This window comes from Desulfobacterales bacterium, from assembly GCA_030066985.1.
Lineage (GTDB): Bacteria > Desulfobacterota > Desulfobacteria > Desulfobacterales > JAHEIW01 > JAHEIW01.
In genome coordinates this window covers 1-14,593 of record JASJAN010000076.1, presented here as the reverse complement: position 1 = coordinate 14,593, position 14,593 = coordinate 1, and the positions used below count along the sequence as shown (strand labels likewise).

The window sequence follows — 14,593 nt, the reverse complement described above, 5'->3', positions numbered from 1 at the left end:
CTCCCGCTGAAACATTTTGGGTCAGGCGCAGCAGCTCTTTGTCATAAATGGTTACCTTTGACAATGCCCGGGCGTTATTGAACCAGGCTTGATACAGGGTCTGCTTATCATAATCGCTGGCAGCATTGGCAAAGACTTTTTCATCCAGATATTCGCTGAGCAGCACACGGTTTTCAAAGCGTTTCATGAAGTAATCAAACGGATAACCATTTTCTTCAAGGGAAGCCTTCAAGCCCGCCCGATCAAGTTGTTTTTGGGTCAAAAATTCCGCCAACTCTTGATCGACTGTCTGGGCATCAACCCGATAGGCCGCACGCTGGACTTCCTGCATCTGAATGCCTTCAGTGATCAGGCGCGAAACAACCTGGGCCTTTAAACTATCCAGCAACGTTTTGCCCTGATCAGAAGCAAAAACGTTTTCACCGTATACCTGTTGATATCGTTTTTGGGCAAAGGCCAACTCGGTGTTGAAATCAGAGCGCGCGATATCCCATCCGCTGACAGTGGCGATGTATAATTTGGCACGCGAGGCTGCAAGGGTTTCTTCTTTTTTGATCTGGTCAGCAGTTAAAATTTTATCGACCCGGGCCGGATACCCGCTGGCGGTGATCGATGATGCCAGTTGGTTGACGTCTTTTATCTGTTTGCTATCAAAATAGACTTCTGCTACGCCACCGGAAACATCAACAATGATATCCTGGATACCGGCATAACCGGCGAGGCTGCCTTTGATGGTTGAAATACACCCGGAACAGGACATATTGTCGACCCGGAAAATGACCTTAGATGTACCCTCTGGGATTTCAACCGATTTGGCTGCTGGAGTTGTTTGTTTGGCATTTACCGCATTATCAGTTGCCGGATAGGATTCGGTTGCGGTCTGTTCTGATTTATTCGCCTGCACACGATCATGTGTCAGAACAAATATTCCCACTGCAATGAGGGCCAACAGGGGAAGCCCGACAACGATCTTATTGGTAGCGATCCATTTAATCAATTTCATATCCTTATACCTCCATTTGATAGACGCGTATCGTTGGATTTTTATAAATTTGCCCTGATGGGCCTGTGTACGAGTTGTTATTTAACGGGAAAAACGAACGGATCAAATGATCAGGGAAAGATGTGCGATGTAAAGGGGAATCTGATCGGAAACCATCTCAAAGGACAAAAACTGCCATGGTTTGGATTCCGATTCAAATTGGGCAGTTATGTCAACAAGCGCCACATTTGTCGCATAAAATGTTTGCGAATATCCCATCTCAGGCGAGGGCTGAACGGGTTTTGCTTCCTTCAGGGGATCATTTAACAAACCACAGAACAGATCATTGCACTCTTCACAGCATTTTTTAACGGGCTGCGCAAAATTAATAATGTTGTTGTGGTGCATAGATTCACCACAGCAGATAACCGGTGGGCATGGGGGCACAGCGATGGCAGCGCCTGTCATAAAATTCATCCCCAGCAGGCATACTGAAAGGAGGAGGGCTATTTTAGTTGTCAGTCGGTTCATGTTAACATCCGAGTAGCATCCATTCGCGTAATGGATATATTATACCCTACTAGATTGGTCAAGTATAGTTTTTATTCTGATATGGACACTAATTTTGAAACTAAAGTGCCATTGTTCCAAAAAGGATATTAATGCGCGGTGGGGCTGTATAGGATATGCGCCATTCAGAAATGGATGCGGATGAATTAGTTCGACTTTGAGTGGTTGGATTTGGGATTAGACTGCGAGATTGCCAGCAAACTTTGCTGAGTATACTCGTAGGATATGGTTACCGGTATGGTTTTGCCCAATGCATCGGCCACCACCGATACGCCTTTATAGGATAGCAGTTGACGCGTGTTAATGTCATAATCGACTTCAACATGGGGCGCAAAAAGCCTGAGAAACCAGTTATCCATTTCAATCCGAATCTGAATACGATCGTTTTCGACGCTTTTTTGATAAATGCGGACATCATACTGGTCCATCTGAGCCGGCAGCACCAATTTTGCCGGGATAACCTCCCCTTTGGCCAATTTATCCAGATTATTGACGATAAAAGGATAAAATCCCTGACCGACGATCTGATCGGATTGGCGCTGGATAATTTTTTCTTTTCGATCAGATTCCGGTGTCTTTTTGCTATAGATCGATATTCGGTCCGCCATGACCAGGGCGCCATCATTATATTGGAGACGCTCATCTATAAAATCATAACTCCCGAACTGCGCCCCCTCTGAGAAATCTGAAACTAACTCGCCGATTTTGTTAAGATCAGCGTCATAATAGGTCGTATTCATGGTCGCGATGCGATTGCTGTTGTATTTGACGATATGCTCTTCAAAGAAAACGACATTGCCGTCTGAACCGACAGCTGTGCCGTGTATGTGTTCCATATCTGCCATGGATGGCAATACCGCAAGCATCAATAGAACCATAGTCAGAAGGGATGCTCTTGCTACAGCGATTAAGTTTTTCATGGAGAACCTCTTGTGACCAGTCAATTTATGTTGCTGCTCATTTTACTGTTTATGAGAATGATATGGTAGGTACGAAAAATTTGATGTCAAATGAAACAGAAGACGATGTAACCCGTCATGGGTTTGATCCTAATTGAAACCCAGGGACAATCATTTTACTGTCAGGCAGGTGTCGGTTTGGGTTATAAAAATGGTTTTAAATTATGATGTTAGCGACGCACTGCCGCAATGGGTGGTATTTTTTTTCACACCCTGGTTGGCATTGCTTTCCATAGCGGTATGAAAATTTTTTCATATATTATTGATATTATTAAAAATTCTTGACAAAGAAAATATCAAGCGGTATACAATCACTGTCCCTATGACGACGCGTCGATACGATTGGGCAGTGACCATCCGTGAATCGAGCCGTCTGAGTTCTTTAAACCAGAAACACCTGTGTGGAGACACCCGATCCCATATGATCCCAAAACGCCAAAAAACAGTCACCCGCCTGCACCCCAATAAACCCCAAATCCGTCATCAAAAACATCCAAAAGTGCCGGTGGTAGATCGCCGGTCCGGGATCGATCGACGCCAAGCACCGGCTAACCGTTATTTTTTAGAAGGTGGCGTTGAAAGAAGGAGCTGGAAAGAAAGAAGATTTTTATGGTACATGACGGAGTAAAACCGATGCGAAGAATAAGAGAATTCAATAAAAAATTAAAAGTGCCCAAAACCCCGACTATTGACCAGAGAGACGATCACAAAATCGTTGATCGGCGCTCGGGCCCGGCAGATCGGCGCCAAAACCATACTTTCATTTTAAAAGACAGGCGCAGTGGAATTGCTGACAGACGCAAGAGAAATAGCTTCAGGCCCTAAAGCTACCGCTTGGTGGTATTCAGAAAAGCGCTTTAGCCGGGTAAAGAAACCTGCCGCTTAGCCTCAGATTGTTCATTGATCTACCGGATGAAGACTATCAACTGCTAGGCTTTACAAGTCTGCCGAATTTCAATGGCTTGTCAATCACCTCACTGTCAATCACCAGACGATCATTTTCCATACGGATGCTGCGGGCTTTTTGGAGCGCATTTAAAAAACGTTCTTCCTGTTCCATGACCACTTGTGGGCATACTCGCCGAGTTGATCCGATGGGGCCCACGGTAAAAGATCTAAAACCCGATCGAAAATTGGCAAAATAGCGATTACATCCACCCCACCCTGCGATCCGATCATTTCCTTGAAACCGTATGGTTGATTGTACGCTGTCGATCACCGCATTGCCATCGATTTCCTCCAGCACCCAATCGGTACTCCTAAACGCATCGACACTCATTTGCAAATTAGTCGTTTGACTGCAAGCAATGACCAAGGACAAAACCGACAGAATGACAAAACATTTGGGCTGCATTAAAAGAGCCTTTCATAATATGGATGATGTTTTTTGGCAGGAATATAACAGTGAGTCAAGATCAGGTCAATTGGCAAACGATGGCAGTGCAACGCTGCTTTTGACAGGACAACATTCTTCTTTACGTTGTGCTTCTTGCTATAATCCTGGTAATATGTTAATATTGTTAAATATATCACTAGAAGCAGTTTCTTGGCTGAAGCAATTCATCGAACCAAAGGAGAATATGATGCAAACCAATAAGGTGGTGGCGCGATTTAAAGACGGCTCATTGCTGAAAGGTCAAACCAACGATTTCTTCCCCAACAAGTCCAGTTTTCATTTACAAACGCTCAACGGCGAGACAAAAACCATCGATGTGGAGCAACTAAAGGCCTTTTTCCTGGTCAAAGATTATGACGGCAACCAGGATTATAATGAAGAATATTCGGATGAAGTATCCGGAGCGGGCCGCAAGATACAGGTTACATTTTCCGATGGCGAAACCATCACCGGCTTCACATTGGGCTATTCACCGGATCGTCAGGGTTTTTACATGACACCGGCTGACGTCAAAAGCAACAATGTCCGCATTTTCGTTGTTAAATCAGCCAGCGAAAAAATCGAATTTGTTTAAGCACAAACGCTTCCTTCCTAAAAGCGCGCAGCCCGATGGGCTGATTTGGCGACCGCTGAGATCAACACTATGATGTTACAGGTGTTTTGGGATTCTTTCTAAATCTATCGCTTGCGCATTTCTGCGAATAACCGTATTCTCTCTCCAGATTATCGTTGGGCTCTTTAGAACGGCCACACCGAATATCATCGTCTCACCTGATCCGGGCAGTCGACATGAAGACAGAAGATTTGGGCAACTTAAGAATTTTGAACTGGCTTTTCAAACCAGCGGGGTGGATGATGGAAAGCCGGCTTCGGCAGTGGCTTATGAACCCAGTCAAAACACTCAAAGGTGCCGATATACAGCCGGGCCAGCGCGTTTTAGAGGTGGGGTGCGGTACGGGATTTTTCACCATCCCCGCAGCAAGGCTGATCGGCAATCAAGGCCACCTGGTGGCAATGGATGCGCTAGCGGATTATACCAAACGAGTAACAGAAAAAGTAGTGGCCGCCGGGTTACAAAACGTCACGGTGGTAAAACGGGATGCGCTTGAAACAGGATTGGATACGGCAACTATCGATAAAGCGCTGTTGTTTGGCGTACTTCCCTGGCCCGCCCTGCCCTTAAACCGGCTGTTGCCGGAAATGCATCGTGTCATAAAGCCAGAGGGGAGCATGGCGGTATGGCAATTTCCTATTAGCGGTTGGGTGCCCAGGTTGATCCTTCAATCAGGCTTATTCACATACCTTAACAAACAAAACGGTGTTTATAGCTACAGGCGATGTTGAGCCTTAGCAGGCACCGTATAAGCAAAAAGATGGCTGGCTTCAGGGTTGTTTTTTTGAATGGTTCTGTCCAGGTAAGTGGGCAAGTCTTTCCAGTTCTTCATCATAGCGCGCGCTCATATTTTGCCAGGCAAATTTGCTCATGTGATTTGAAAGCTGTCGGCGAAGCTCTTGAAACTCGCTGTGATGAGTGATCAGGTGGGTTAACTTTTGTACCATATCTTGCATGTTCTCGTATAGAACCGCAGAATGATATTGTGTTGGGATAATTTCCGGATAAGCCAGTCTGGCCGGCAAAAGCGGAACACAACCAAAGCGCACGGCTTCAACCACCGCTATGCCAAAATTCTCCTGCCGGGCAGTGCTAATGACAATCGCCCCCCGCTGAAGCCATTGAATGTATTCTTCCCGCGATTGGACATACCCATATTGCACAATTCGCTGCCCGTATCGTTCACGGGCACGCTCGAAAGCTTTGGGAACCGCCTGAAAGTTTTCACCCAGAAGCGCGAGCTGAAATTCCACCCCGTTTGACAGTACCGCATCCAGGACATGAAAAAATTGTTCAGGGCTTTTGTCAAATTCCCAGCGATGATTCCAAATAATCAAGGGGGGAAACTCCCAGGGTGCATCAACATTGCGTATCTCTTCTGCTGGAATCCGACATCCAGGATGTAAAATAGCTGCCTTTGCACGTAACCTGTCCACCAGCCACAGGGGCCGATACTCGGGCATCATTTTTAAAAAACCTGGAAGACGGGCAAAAAAAGCATCGCGGTGGGTTTGGGAATTAAACAATATCCTGTCAGCTGCCAAGGCTGTGGTGATATCGGTGAAGCCGAATTGATAATCCATGTGCTCACCCGGGGCCAGCGGATAAGTGAGTTGGGTTTCGTGAAAATAGGTCAGCGTCGGTGGGCAGGCATCTTTGGACAGCGCCTTGAAATCAGATAGGCTCATCAGACCTGTCGTCAACAAGCCATCATAGCTTTCTAGAGACGGAACTTTTTTGATGAAATATAAAGCCGCGCCCCGCATACGCCATTTCCAGAAGCGGGCCGGCAGGGTTACCAGGTCAATTTGATGCTGCGAATGGGAAATCAGACCCTTGGCAAACTCGCGATGGGATCCGCCAAAAAAAGGTTCCAGGAATAAAAATTTTAATCGGGACTTTACCATCAAACGCCCATCTATTGGGGCTACCATTCACTGGACAGCCGCCTTTTGACCTCATCCCATTTGGATTCCATGCTTTTGACGGCATCAAGGGCCAGGTCCAGATGCGCTGTCATGTATTTTGAAAAAATCCGTTCCTGCTTTTTCTTGTCCTTTACCCCATCTATTTGAAGCGGCATATCCGAAACCAGCATTATGGATCCGATCGGGACTTCATAGCGGTAGGCCACTGAAAACAGGGTTGCCAGCTCCATGTCTATGGCCAGTATTCGCTGATTGCGCAAATAATCGACAAAGGTCTTGTCAAACTCCCACAGGCGTCGATCTGTAGTGTACATAATGCCGCAGCGCGGCAGTCGCCCGCTCTGGCGAACCGCACCAATGCAGTAAAGATTAACGGAAGAAGCCGGTATGGCCGGAAACCCCTTGGGCAGATAATGATTGCTGGTCCCCTCACCGCGAATGGCCGCCGAAGGAACGATAAAATCACCCTCTTGCAGCACGTCGTCAATACCGCCGCACATGCCCACCATGATCACGGTTTTCAGATTGGGCAGGTAGGCCAGGCAGTTGACCACCAGAGCAGCCTGGGGCGAGCCAATGCCGAAATCGATCATGCTGCAGTTAATGTCTTTGGCGTTGACAATCCCAAAGTTGCCCTCGGAATAGACGCCTTTTGTCTTCTGTTTGAAGTGCATGATATATTTTTTGAAATTCGTAATCAGGATATGATCACAAATGTCCTCCATACGGCAATTTGTATATCGTTCCAGCGTCTGCTTGATGTATTCGTTTTCATTGAGTGGCATTTTCGGCTCCTTGTGCCCCCATCAAAAGCACTTTTCGGATGGGTGGCCTGCTGAATCTCCGTATTCACCCGGATGCATCAATTAAATAACAGCGGCAAAATTAGAATCGTTTCACTTAATCTTATCAGACAGTCGTTGTCAAATCCAATCAAAACAACCCAATCCTCGGAAATGAATCGGATTTTCGCTTGAGAAACCGCCACCTGAAAAAATTCCCACTCCTTTTGTCCATATCTGACAAAACCAGATGATATCGTTAAGGCAGTTTGAATATCAAATCACCGCCTAACAGCCCTGAAAGGAAACAAAATGAAAACCCACAACAATTCAGTGCCGAGCGCTGCCTTAACTAAGCTCAAAAACACAATCCGGGTATTGCCCTACCTGACGATCATGGGAATGATCTGGGGCTACCTGGCGGCTGCGGTTTCAGGGGTGATCATCGGACTGCTGATTGCCGCGGCAGCCAGTATTATCATCGGCACCACAAGCAAAATGGTCAGTAATCGCTCACAAAACGGTGCGGTCGATATGCGTGCTAAACCACCCGTAAAAATAATTTTTCGTACTTAACGGGCTCAATCCGCCGGAGGCGGACTAAACAGGCCAACCAATAAAATTAAATAAGCTTTTAGCAATGGAGGATATATGGATTGTCAAAAATTGGGACAGCGGGAAGCCGCAGCCATTCTGGCAAAGGCCTGGAACAACCTGGATGCATCTTTACTTGAACCTTACATTGCGGATGACATTATTTTTTGGTCCCAACAGGCGCTCACCGACATGACCGGTAAAAATGCCGTCATGGCCCATTTGAACACCGAAATGGAGTCTCTCCGCAAGTCATCCCACGATCGGGTATTTGCCGAATTGGGAGAAACCAAACCCTATCCACTGTCACCCGGTATCCCCGAGCCCTGCGTCATCCTAGCCCATGGCGATCGCAACAATGTCAGGGCCCTGGCCTTGCTCAGACTGGAATGTGGCAAAATTAACAGCATCGGCATCTGTTCTGATGCGCCACATCCGTCAACAGCCAGACGCACGGGAGAATATCCGCATTAGGACGGTCCAGATGCAGGTTTGTGAAACACCCGTACCCTGAGTATCATATTTCAAACGATGAGATTCAGGCTATATCTGCTTGACTCCGAAAAAAAATCTTTGTTAAAAACGAGATGACGGCATGCCTTTGCGACCGTCGAATTCGTGGAGAACTGCCATAAAAATGAACAGAAAAATTTCATATCCACACCGTGTTCGGATGGCGGCTCTGATTCTGGCGATAATGGCTGCAGCGACCCCTCTATTGGCTCAGCCGGTGATCGAAAACGCCATTTATTATACGGATTTCTGGTATGATAACCCTCTGGGCTGGCCGACTGGGCACCACTTCGTGGCCTGTGCAAAGGTGAAAGGCGCCAATCCCATCACAGTGGAAGCTGAAGATCAAAGAGGTGGAATCGTATCTTTGCCTCACGACCACGGAAATTGGTACTGTCGGTTTGTTGAAGGTGAGTTGATTGGGGGTGTTCTGAGGATAACGGCTACAGACGTTAATGGCGCCAGCGCAAAGAAGCAGTCAACCCATTTGGATCAACCCAGAATAATCCGGGCCACGCGCAATATAGACTTCAGTAACGAAACCGTTTCGCCGGCAATATTCTGGGATCCGAATATGGACGCCGAAGGATACTATGTCAGAATCTACCAAACGTCGACACAGAAAGAGATTTTTCGCAGCCCGCCTCTGAGCAGCACGACTTACCAGCTTCCCGGACCCATTTTAAATGCCGGAACAAGCTACGTGTTTCGCATTCTGGCTCATGATTACGACGCCTGCGACCAGCATGTTTCCGGTTTATGTGTTGAAAACCGGTCGAGCACCTTTAGCCGTGTATTCGTTCCCCGGACCGATTGATAGGAATTATCAAAATCGATTCCAGGATAAAATAGCCCCTGCGATACGGCGTTCAAAACAGGTTCATTCGTTCTCATCCAGGCAGACGCTGGACCATTTGCTGACCCTGAGGCAGCTATCGCGACGCTCGTCCGCCTGCCGTCGATCCTGCCCGCTCCTTCGCTCCTTACCGCCCGTGTCAAAATAGTCTGAATCATACACAGCGCGTCTTTCATCTCCGGATCGGCGATCAACATATGGATCAGCGAGTCTTTCATCCGATGAATACATGCGCCCTCCTTTTATTTATCATTATTTTATTATGCTAAGCACCATGCCCCAAAAAGCAATGGCAACGCTCACGGGAGATGCACGAGCATTGTTGTATTTTGCACGAATATGCGGTACGGGTGTGTAGGTCAGAAGTCAGAAAACAGAGAACAGATCGGGCATTTTTTTCCACTTTTTCCGATCTGTATTCTGTCGTCTGAACTCTGTCTTCTGAAAACTGACACCTGACACCCGCCTGCGCGGACGTAGCCGCTACGGCGCGGCGAAGGCCCGAAACCTGAATTTTTATATGAGTAACCAAAAGCAAAAATAATTTATAGAAAAGGAGAGGTTGAAGATGCCTGACACAAACAAGATAGTTGACGGTTTTCGTTTCATGCCGCCGGCTCTGGGTGCTTGGATCGGTAAAGACATTCCCGATCAACCTTATAGCGGCAAAATTCCCTGGTCAGCGCTTGACAAGCCGATCAAAGAAACCACCTTCACACTGGTAACCACTGCCGGTATCAACATGAAATCTGATCCGCCGTTTAATATGGAGCGCGAAAAAAAAGAGCCCGCCTGGGGCGACCCAAGCTATCGCCAGATTCCGCGAACCGCAACTGAAAATGATATCGAGGTCAGCCACCTGCACATCAATACCGCATATATCACAGAGGATATCAATGTGATGCTGCCGCTGACACGCTTTGCGGAATTTGAAAAAGAAGGGGTTATCGGTAAGCTGGCACCCACTTGCTACTCTTTCTACGGTTTTCAGATGGATGCTACGGCGCTGCTGTCTGAAAGTGCACCGCAAATGGCCGCTCAGATGCGGCAGGAAGATGTGGAGGCCGTGCTGCTCACACCCGCCTGACCGTACTGCTGCCGGTCCGTGGGACAGGTCGCACATTATTTGGAGGCACAGGGTCTTGCAACTGTAACCCTGACGAACACACCTGAATTTCACCGGGAAGTCGGTATTCCACGAGTGGCCGCAATTGAACACCCCTATGGACGCCCGGTCGGACAGGTTCACGATCGAGACGGCCAAAGGCAAGTGCTTTTGCAAGCCCTGTCTGTTTTTGAAAAAGCAGAAACACCCGGGCAGGTCTTCAATCTACCGTTTACCTGGCCGGAGGAACCCAAACATACCGACTGGCAACCACCGGAAATATCGCCCATCATTAAACTGCATTTGGATGAGATTAAAGCCCTGGGGGCTAAACTCCGCAAAAAGCAATCATAAAGAGGTTGAGCCCGTTACCCGTTAGCCCGTTGGCCGGTGAGAGAAAAGAGATTCCGCCTTTCTGTACGGGCTCAATCCGCCGGAGGCGGACTAAACCGGCCAACCTGAATGGGAGTACTGACATGCCCGTTGCTAAGATCGGAAACCTAAGCTTTTACTATGAGCTTATCGGGCAGGGTGAGCCCCTGGTGATGATCAGAGGCGTGGGCAGCAATGTGGACCACTGGTACGATCAGGTGCCGACTTTGTCCAAAAAATTTCAACTGCTGGTCTTTGATAACCGCGGTATCGCCCGCTCGTCGGATCCCGGCGGCCCCTTTACGATTCAGGATATGGCCGCAGACACCATTGCTTTGATGAAGGCCGCGGGCATCAAAAGAGCCCATGTGTTGGGCTATTCCATGGGAGGTATGATCGCGCAGGAAATGGCCCTGAATTTCCCTCAAACCATCGCAGGGCTCATTCTGGCGGCCACTGACTGTGGCATCTCGCAGCGCATTAAGGCAAAGCCGGAAGCCACCCACCTGTTTAGTGAAATGATCCGTCTGGGCACCAATGAGGCCAAACTAGCGGCAGCCCATTGCCTCTTTGCGAAGCAGACATTTGAAACCAATCCGCAGGTCATTCAGCGCTACGCCGATGTTTCGCAGCGATTTCCCGCTCCGCAGAAAATGCTCGCCAAGCAGTGGGCCGCAGTCACGCAGCATGATGCCTGCGATCGACTGGCGCACATTGCTTCACCCACCCTTGCCATCACCGGCTCCGAGGACGTGCTGATTCCACCGCAAAACGCGGCCCTGCTAGCACAAAAAATACCCGATGCCCAAATGGTTTCCATTGATGGCGGCGGCCACCTGTTTTTGATCGAACAGCCACGGCAGTTCAATACAGCGGTTATCAATTTTTTGGAGGGACTAACTACATAGATAGGACAGGGGACAGAAGTCAGAAGACCCGTCTACGCTCTGGCGAGCTTCGCCGCGACAAGTCGCCGTGGCAGGCCCGTCTTTGCTTTACCAAGCTTTCATCTTCGCTTTAGCATGCCATGCCGTGACAAGACGCCGCTTTTTAGGTAATCAAGGTAACAAATAAAAAATATTTTCTCTTTGTGATATATCGAGATATCTTCAATCCTGAAAACCAACGGCGGACCACAACATATTGTGTCCGCCTTTTTCTTAAAGGAAATCTATGGAGGAAAGGTTTGGATAAGAAATCCATAAAATTTTGCTACAGAACTTACTCTTTATAAGGCTCAATTCGGTTTGCTTGCATTGTGTATCCGATGTTTATCGCAGCCGAGCCATCAACCAAATAAAGATCTCTAACCACAGATTTTACCGATATCTCCCCACTTACCCAGACCGGCTCATACATCGATTTGAGCCTGTAACCTTCTTTTCCGACTATGTTTACATGAACAATCTGATTGGGGGGCGGAGGCGGTACATGAATGCACGCCCCGACGTATGGTACCAGAAGAAATTCTTTGACCTTGGTCTCGAACATTTCCAGCGGTAGGAGATAGCCTGGAATCCGGACCCGTTGACCGTTGAGCTCTTCAACGATTGATGTTTGGAGTATCTTTCGCTTTGCCATCAGCTCCTTTATGTCAATTCCCGCTTTTTTCAGCTCTGGTATGGCTTGGTCGATTTCCTGGTAGTATTCTTCCGTTTCCGGCCCTCTCTCTGGTAGGTTATCGAGTGTATTGATGACCCAATAGACCATGTTTTTTTGTTCATCGGTTAACTTCGCCAGCGGATCTTCAGATAAAAGGTGCGCAGGCACTAAATCCTGCCACGACAGCTTGCGAACCTGTTCAGCAAAAGCAGAAAGATAAAATAATGTGCAAATAATGATTAATATCGGAATGAATTTTTTCATTATCTGTTCATAATTTCGTATTCGTATCGTCATGCCATCTGCGGGTGAGTAACGATAAATTTGATATTTCGGAAGCGGTCTCTGTCAGCACCGTTTAATGCACTTACAAGCTGATCGTTTATGGTAATAGAGCCTTTCTGCGGCGTGACAACGTCTGCGATCAAGCTGAGCAGCATACTCTTTCCACTGCCGCTTGGCCCTTCGATGAAGACACGCTCTCCTGATCGGATCCTCTATTTCTCTATGCTCAAAACAGGATCGCGGCTGCCGCCCCATGAGAAGCACATTCCTGTCATCTCGATGGCTATCGATGCGTCGAGTCTTTCTGCCATTAGCCTTCCGAAAAATCCTGTTCCATACAGAAGAAACGAAGATTTAAAATTTAATCCTGTGGCTTTGGGCGGTCAGTTCCAGAGCGGTTTGTTTCTTCTCGGTCAGGAGCTGCACTTCGATGTGTTCGATGCCCGGAAAAGATTGAATCAACATCACATCCATCTGTGACAGCTTTCCGGGATTCTTGCAAGCAAACTGGTATTCCGAATGGAATTCGCTATGGCGTTCGTGCTCGTCTTCATGTTCTTTGTGATGTTCTTGATCGTGGTCTTTGTCTTTTTCGTGCTCGTGTTTGTGCGCGGCATCTGCATCATGTTCGTCATGGTGTTCGATATCTGTTTTCACTGAAGATTTAGAAAGCCGGCATTGTGCTTCAGAGGACGGTATGAAAAGTTTTGAACCGTCTTCCAGTTTTTCAATCGCATTTCTGACGCTATCTTTTTGTTCGGGCGTTCGCGGTTGATGTTCAAATCCAACGATATTCGCGGCCGGGCTGGTAAATTCCAGGTGAATACTGGTTCCTTCCACAGCCGCATTCAGATGGGCAATGCCATGCACATGAGCATCATGATGACGCTGTTCTCCAGCCCAAGTATTTGACGAAGTTGCCGCAAGCATGCTTGCGAATACAAGGATACATACTGACAGGATATGTTTTCGAAAGATTGGTTTTTTCATGGTAACGCACTCCTTATTCTGAAACTGATGGTTGATAAACAGTTGCGGGTTTTGCCGTATACGCAGCCAGGCCAATGCCAGATGCAACGAAGGCATGCACCACGCTACACAGCAGAACACGCCTTCTTTGCGCATCAAGTATCTTGGGCCATATTTACATACTTTTTTTCTTCATCTCCTTGCCGCAGCACATCAGGGGAATGCTACAGGCGTCCTCCGATCAGGTACTGCAGGAGCAGGCGTTTTTTACCTGCAATTCAAGTCCGCAGGTATTGCATTGATACAAGTCACCTTCTTTCATGTCACAGCAATTTGCCATGGCGTAACCTCCTACGCTTGTTATTCGGGGGCGATTGGTCGCCCTTTACAGCTTTTTCTATTTCGTTTGACGTTTTTCGCAATTTTTGCAGATTCCGTCTATGCGGACTTCCACTTTATCAATTCGGCCGGGGTAAGTCTTCCACAAAGGTTCGGTGTCGACCACCAGACTCTCCGGGCTTAAACAATCCATCTGTCCGCAATCTTTACAATAAAAGTGAGGGTGCGGTTTGTGGTAATCATTTGGGGCCAGGCCGTAATAAAATGCCCTTCCACCCGTGCTGATGCGTTCAACAACGTCGTGCTCCACCAACAGGTCAAGAATGCGGTAGACGGTCACCCGGTTAATCATGTTGCCCCGTTCCAGGATTTTATAGATGTCGCTTGCGGAAAGGGGAAATCTGTTGTTTCCTACAACTTCCAGAACACGCAGCCGATTGGGTGTCGCCTCTAAATCTGCTCCTGACAACAAATCTTCATAATCGCATTGATGGCACATAGGTTATCCTTATTTATGGTCTCAGGCCTTTACTCTTTATTTGCGCATAGCAAATCGTATCTTCTCCACCACTAAGGAAATCAGGAAGAAGATACCGGAAACCGCTATAATCGAAGCACCTGATGTGAGATTAAACCGGTACGAAAACCACAGACCGGTTACTGTAAACACGGCCCCAAGTATACTTGACGCCACCATCATTTGAACCAGGGAGCGGGCGTATTTTTCG

General features: G+C 47.6%; 21 protein-coding genes. 10 read left to right on the top strand and 11 right to left on the bottom strand.

Annotation, left to right across the window (positions count from 1 at the left end):
* The 3 genes from QNJ26_22540 to QNJ26_22530 all read right to left on the bottom strand — a co-directional run.
* Window positions 1-1,003, bottom strand: a 1,003-nt coding sequence (locus QNJ26_22540) for a SurA N-terminal domain-containing protein (GenBank protein MDJ0988332.1), incomplete at its 3' end; no start/stop codon positions are given.
* A 102-nt stretch (window positions 1,004-1,105) separates the two neighbouring features.
* The gene (locus QNJ26_22535) at window positions 1,106-1,513 is read right to left on the bottom strand and encodes a hypothetical protein (GenBank protein MDJ0988331.1); all 408 of its coding nucleotides are present in this window, start codon (window positions 1,511-1,513) and stop codon (window positions 1,106-1,108) included.
* A gap of 185 nt (window positions 1,514-1,698) precedes the next feature.
* Window positions 1,699-2,472 (bottom strand): hypothetical protein, encoded by a 774-nt coding sequence (locus QNJ26_22530; GenBank protein ID MDJ0988330.1) that lies wholly within the window; start codon window positions 2,470-2,472, stop codon window positions 1,699-1,701.
* A 361-nt stretch (window positions 2,473-2,833) separates the two neighbouring features.
* On the opposite strand from QNJ26_22530, the gene QNJ26_22525 reads away from it, so the two are divergent.
* The gene (locus QNJ26_22525; GenBank protein MDJ0988329.1) at window positions 2,834-3,139 is read left to right on the top strand and encodes a hypothetical protein; all 306 of its coding nucleotides are present in this window, start codon (window positions 2,834-2,836) and stop codon (window positions 3,137-3,139) included.
* Between the two features lie 5 nt (window positions 3,140-3,144).
* The gene (locus tag QNJ26_22520; protein MDJ0988328.1) at window positions 3,145-3,336 is read left to right on the top strand and encodes a hypothetical protein; all 192 of its coding nucleotides are present in this window, start codon (window positions 3,145-3,147) and stop codon (window positions 3,334-3,336) included.
* Window positions 3,337-3,433: 97 nt separating this feature from the next.
* On the opposite strand, the gene QNJ26_22515 is transcribed toward QNJ26_22520, so the two are convergent.
* Window positions 3,434-3,865, bottom strand: coding sequence for an META domain-containing protein (locus tag QNJ26_22515; protein MDJ0988327.1), 432 nt, complete (start codon window positions 3,863-3,865; stop codon window positions 3,434-3,436).
* Window positions 3,866-4,094: 229 nt separating this feature from the next.
* On the opposite strand from QNJ26_22515, the gene QNJ26_22510 reads away from it, so the two are divergent.
* Both QNJ26_22510 and QNJ26_22505 read left to right on the top strand, forming a co-directional pair.
* Window positions 4,095-4,481, top strand: a complete 387-nt coding sequence (locus QNJ26_22510) for a hypothetical protein (GenBank protein MDJ0988326.1) — start codon at window positions 4,095-4,097, stop codon at window positions 4,479-4,481.
* A 215-nt stretch (window positions 4,482-4,696) separates the two neighbouring features.
* The gene (locus tag QNJ26_22505) at window positions 4,697-5,251 is read left to right on the top strand and encodes a class I SAM-dependent methyltransferase (protein ID MDJ0988325.1); all 555 of its coding nucleotides are present in this window, start codon (window positions 4,697-4,699) and stop codon (window positions 5,249-5,251) included.
* 39 nt (window positions 5,252-5,290) lie between these two features.
* Here QNJ26_22505 and QNJ26_22500 read toward each other — a convergent pair whose 3' ends face one another.
* Both QNJ26_22500 and QNJ26_22495 read right to left on the bottom strand, forming a co-directional pair.
* Window positions 5,291-6,454 (bottom strand): DUF3524 domain-containing protein, encoded by a 1,164-nt coding sequence (locus tag QNJ26_22500; GenBank protein ID MDJ0988324.1) that lies wholly within the window; start codon window positions 6,452-6,454, stop codon window positions 5,291-5,293.
* A complete protein-coding gene (locus tag QNJ26_22495) occupies window positions 6,448-7,233 on the bottom strand; it encodes a hypothetical protein (GenBank protein ID MDJ0988323.1) in 786 nt (261 codons plus the stop codon). The genes QNJ26_22500 and QNJ26_22495 overlap by 7 nt, the downstream gene beginning before the upstream one ends.
* Before the next feature lie 309 nt (window positions 7,234-7,542).
* On the opposite strand from QNJ26_22495, the gene QNJ26_22490 reads away from it, so the two are divergent.
* The 3 genes from QNJ26_22490 (at window position 7,543) to QNJ26_22480 (ending at window position 9,154) form a co-directional block, all read left to right on the top strand.
* Window positions 7,543-7,806 (top strand): hypothetical protein, encoded by a 264-nt coding sequence (locus tag QNJ26_22490; protein ID MDJ0988322.1) that lies wholly within the window; start codon window positions 7,543-7,545, stop codon window positions 7,804-7,806.
* Window positions 7,807-7,881: 75 nt separating this feature from the next.
* Window positions 7,882-8,298 (top strand): nuclear transport factor 2 family protein, encoded by a 417-nt coding sequence (locus QNJ26_22485; protein MDJ0988321.1) that lies wholly within the window; start codon window positions 7,882-7,884, stop codon window positions 8,296-8,298.
* 163 nt (window positions 8,299-8,461) lie between these two features.
* Window positions 8,462-9,154 carry a fibronectin type III domain-containing protein gene (locus tag QNJ26_22480; GenBank protein MDJ0988320.1) on the top strand — a complete coding sequence of 231 codons (693 nt, stop codon included), beginning with the start codon at window positions 8,462-8,464 and terminating at the stop codon, window positions 9,152-9,154.
* A 63-nt stretch (window positions 9,155-9,217) separates the two neighbouring features.
* Here the strand turns inward: QNJ26_22480 and QNJ26_22475 are convergent, their stop codons facing one another.
* A complete protein-coding gene (locus QNJ26_22475; protein MDJ0988319.1) occupies window positions 9,218-9,424 on the bottom strand; it encodes a hypothetical protein in 207 nt (68 codons plus the stop codon).
* A 337-nt stretch (window positions 9,425-9,761) separates the two neighbouring features.
* Between QNJ26_22475 and QNJ26_22470 the strand changes: the two genes are divergently transcribed.
* From QNJ26_22470 to QNJ26_22460, 3 genes are all read left to right on the top strand, one after another.
* Window positions 9,762-10,280: a glycine/sarcosine/betaine reductase selenoprotein B family protein gene (locus QNJ26_22470; protein MDJ0988318.1), complete on the top strand. Its 519-nt coding sequence runs from the start codon at window positions 9,762-9,764 to the stop codon at window positions 10,278-10,280.
* Between the two features lie 18 nt (window positions 10,281-10,298).
* Complete coding sequence (locus tag QNJ26_22465) at window positions 10,299-10,652, top strand: hypothetical protein (protein ID MDJ0988317.1); 354 nt, start codon at window positions 10,299-10,301, stop codon at window positions 10,650-10,652.
* Window positions 10,653-10,774: 122 nt separating this feature from the next.
* Window positions 10,775-11,578, top strand: a complete 804-nt coding sequence (locus QNJ26_22460; protein MDJ0988316.1) for an alpha/beta hydrolase — start codon at window positions 10,775-10,777, stop codon at window positions 11,576-11,578.
* 313 nt (window positions 11,579-11,891) lie between these two features.
* On the opposite strand, the gene QNJ26_22455 is transcribed toward QNJ26_22460, so the two are convergent.
* The 4 genes from QNJ26_22455 to QNJ26_22440 all read right to left on the bottom strand — a co-directional run.
* On the bottom strand, window positions 11,892-12,536 hold the full coding sequence (locus QNJ26_22455; GenBank protein ID MDJ0988315.1) for a DUF3299 domain-containing protein: 645 nt from the start codon (window positions 12,534-12,536) through the stop codon (window positions 11,892-11,894).
* Window positions 12,537-12,911: 375 nt separating this feature from the next.
* A complete protein-coding gene (locus QNJ26_22450) occupies window positions 12,912-13,547 on the bottom strand; it encodes a DUF2796 domain-containing protein (protein ID MDJ0988314.1) in 636 nt (211 codons plus the stop codon).
* A gap of 376 nt (window positions 13,548-13,923) precedes the next feature.
* On the bottom strand, window positions 13,924-14,364 hold the full coding sequence (locus QNJ26_22445) for a Fur family transcriptional regulator (protein MDJ0988313.1): 441 nt from the start codon (window positions 14,362-14,364) through the stop codon (window positions 13,924-13,926).
* A gap of 36 nt (window positions 14,365-14,400) precedes the next feature.
* Window positions 14,401-14,593, bottom strand: a 193-nt coding sequence (locus QNJ26_22440; GenBank protein ID MDJ0988312.1) for a metal ABC transporter permease, incomplete at its 5' end; no start/stop codon positions are given.

Bases quoted from the DNA above. Each gene is read 5' to 3' on its own strand.
- QNJ26_22475 (MDJ0988319.1), bottom strand. From the start codon at position 9,424: ATGTATTCATCGGATGAAAGACTCGCTGATCCATATGTTGATCGCCGA.
- QNJ26_22520 (MDJ0988328.1), top strand. From the start codon at position 3,145: ATGCGAAGAATAAGAGAATTCAATAAAAAATTAAAAGTGCCCAAAACC.
- QNJ26_22485 (MDJ0988321.1), top strand. From the start codon at position 7,882: ATGGATTGTCAAAAATTGGGACAGCGGGAAGCCGCAGCCATTCTGGCA.
- QNJ26_22460 (MDJ0988316.1), top strand. From the start codon at position 10,775: ATGCCCGTTGCTAAGATCGGAAACCTAAGCTTTTACTATGAGCTTATC.
- QNJ26_22510 (MDJ0988326.1), top strand. From the start codon at position 4,095: ATGCAAACCAATAAGGTGGTGGCGCGATTTAAAGACGGCTCATTGCTG.
- QNJ26_22490 (MDJ0988322.1), top strand. From the start codon at position 7,543: ATGAAAACCCACAACAATTCAGTGCCGAGCGCTGCCTTAACTAAGCTC.
- QNJ26_22525 (MDJ0988329.1), top strand. From the start codon at position 2,834: ATGACGACGCGTCGATACGATTGGGCAGTGACCATCCGTGAATCGAGC.
- QNJ26_22495 (MDJ0988323.1), bottom strand. From the start codon at position 7,233: ATGCCACTCAATGAAAACGAATACATCAAGCAGACGCTGGAACGATAT.
- QNJ26_22450 (MDJ0988314.1), bottom strand. From the start codon at position 13,547: ATGAAAAAACCAATCTTTCGAAAACATATCCTGTCAGTATGTATCCTT.
- QNJ26_22515 (MDJ0988327.1), bottom strand. From the start codon at position 3,865: ATGCAGCCCAAATGTTTTGTCATTCTGTCGGTTTTGTCCTTGGTCATT.
- QNJ26_22480 (MDJ0988320.1), top strand. From the start codon at position 8,462: ATGAACAGAAAAATTTCATATCCACACCGTGTTCGGATGGCGGCTCTG.
- QNJ26_22455 (MDJ0988315.1), bottom strand. From the start codon at position 12,536: ATGAAAAAATTCATTCCGATATTAATCATTATTTGCACATTATTTTAT.
- QNJ26_22445 (MDJ0988313.1), bottom strand. From the start codon at position 14,364: ATGTGCCATCAATGCGATTATGAAGATTTGTTGTCAGGAGCAGATTTA.
- QNJ26_22535 (MDJ0988331.1), bottom strand. From the start codon at position 1,513: ATGAACCGACTGACAACTAAAATAGCCCTCCTCCTTTCAGTATGCCTG.
- QNJ26_22500 (MDJ0988324.1), bottom strand. From the start codon at position 6,454: ATGGTAGCCCCAATAGATGGGCGTTTGATGGTAAAGTCCCGATTAAAA.
- QNJ26_22470 (MDJ0988318.1), top strand. From the start codon at position 9,762: ATGCCTGACACAAACAAGATAGTTGACGGTTTTCGTTTCATGCCGCCG.
- QNJ26_22530 (MDJ0988330.1), bottom strand. From the start codon at position 2,472: ATGAAAAACTTAATCGCTGTAGCAAGAGCATCCCTTCTGACTATGGTT.
- QNJ26_22505 (MDJ0988325.1), top strand. From the start codon at position 4,697: ATGAAGACAGAAGATTTGGGCAACTTAAGAATTTTGAACTGGCTTTTC.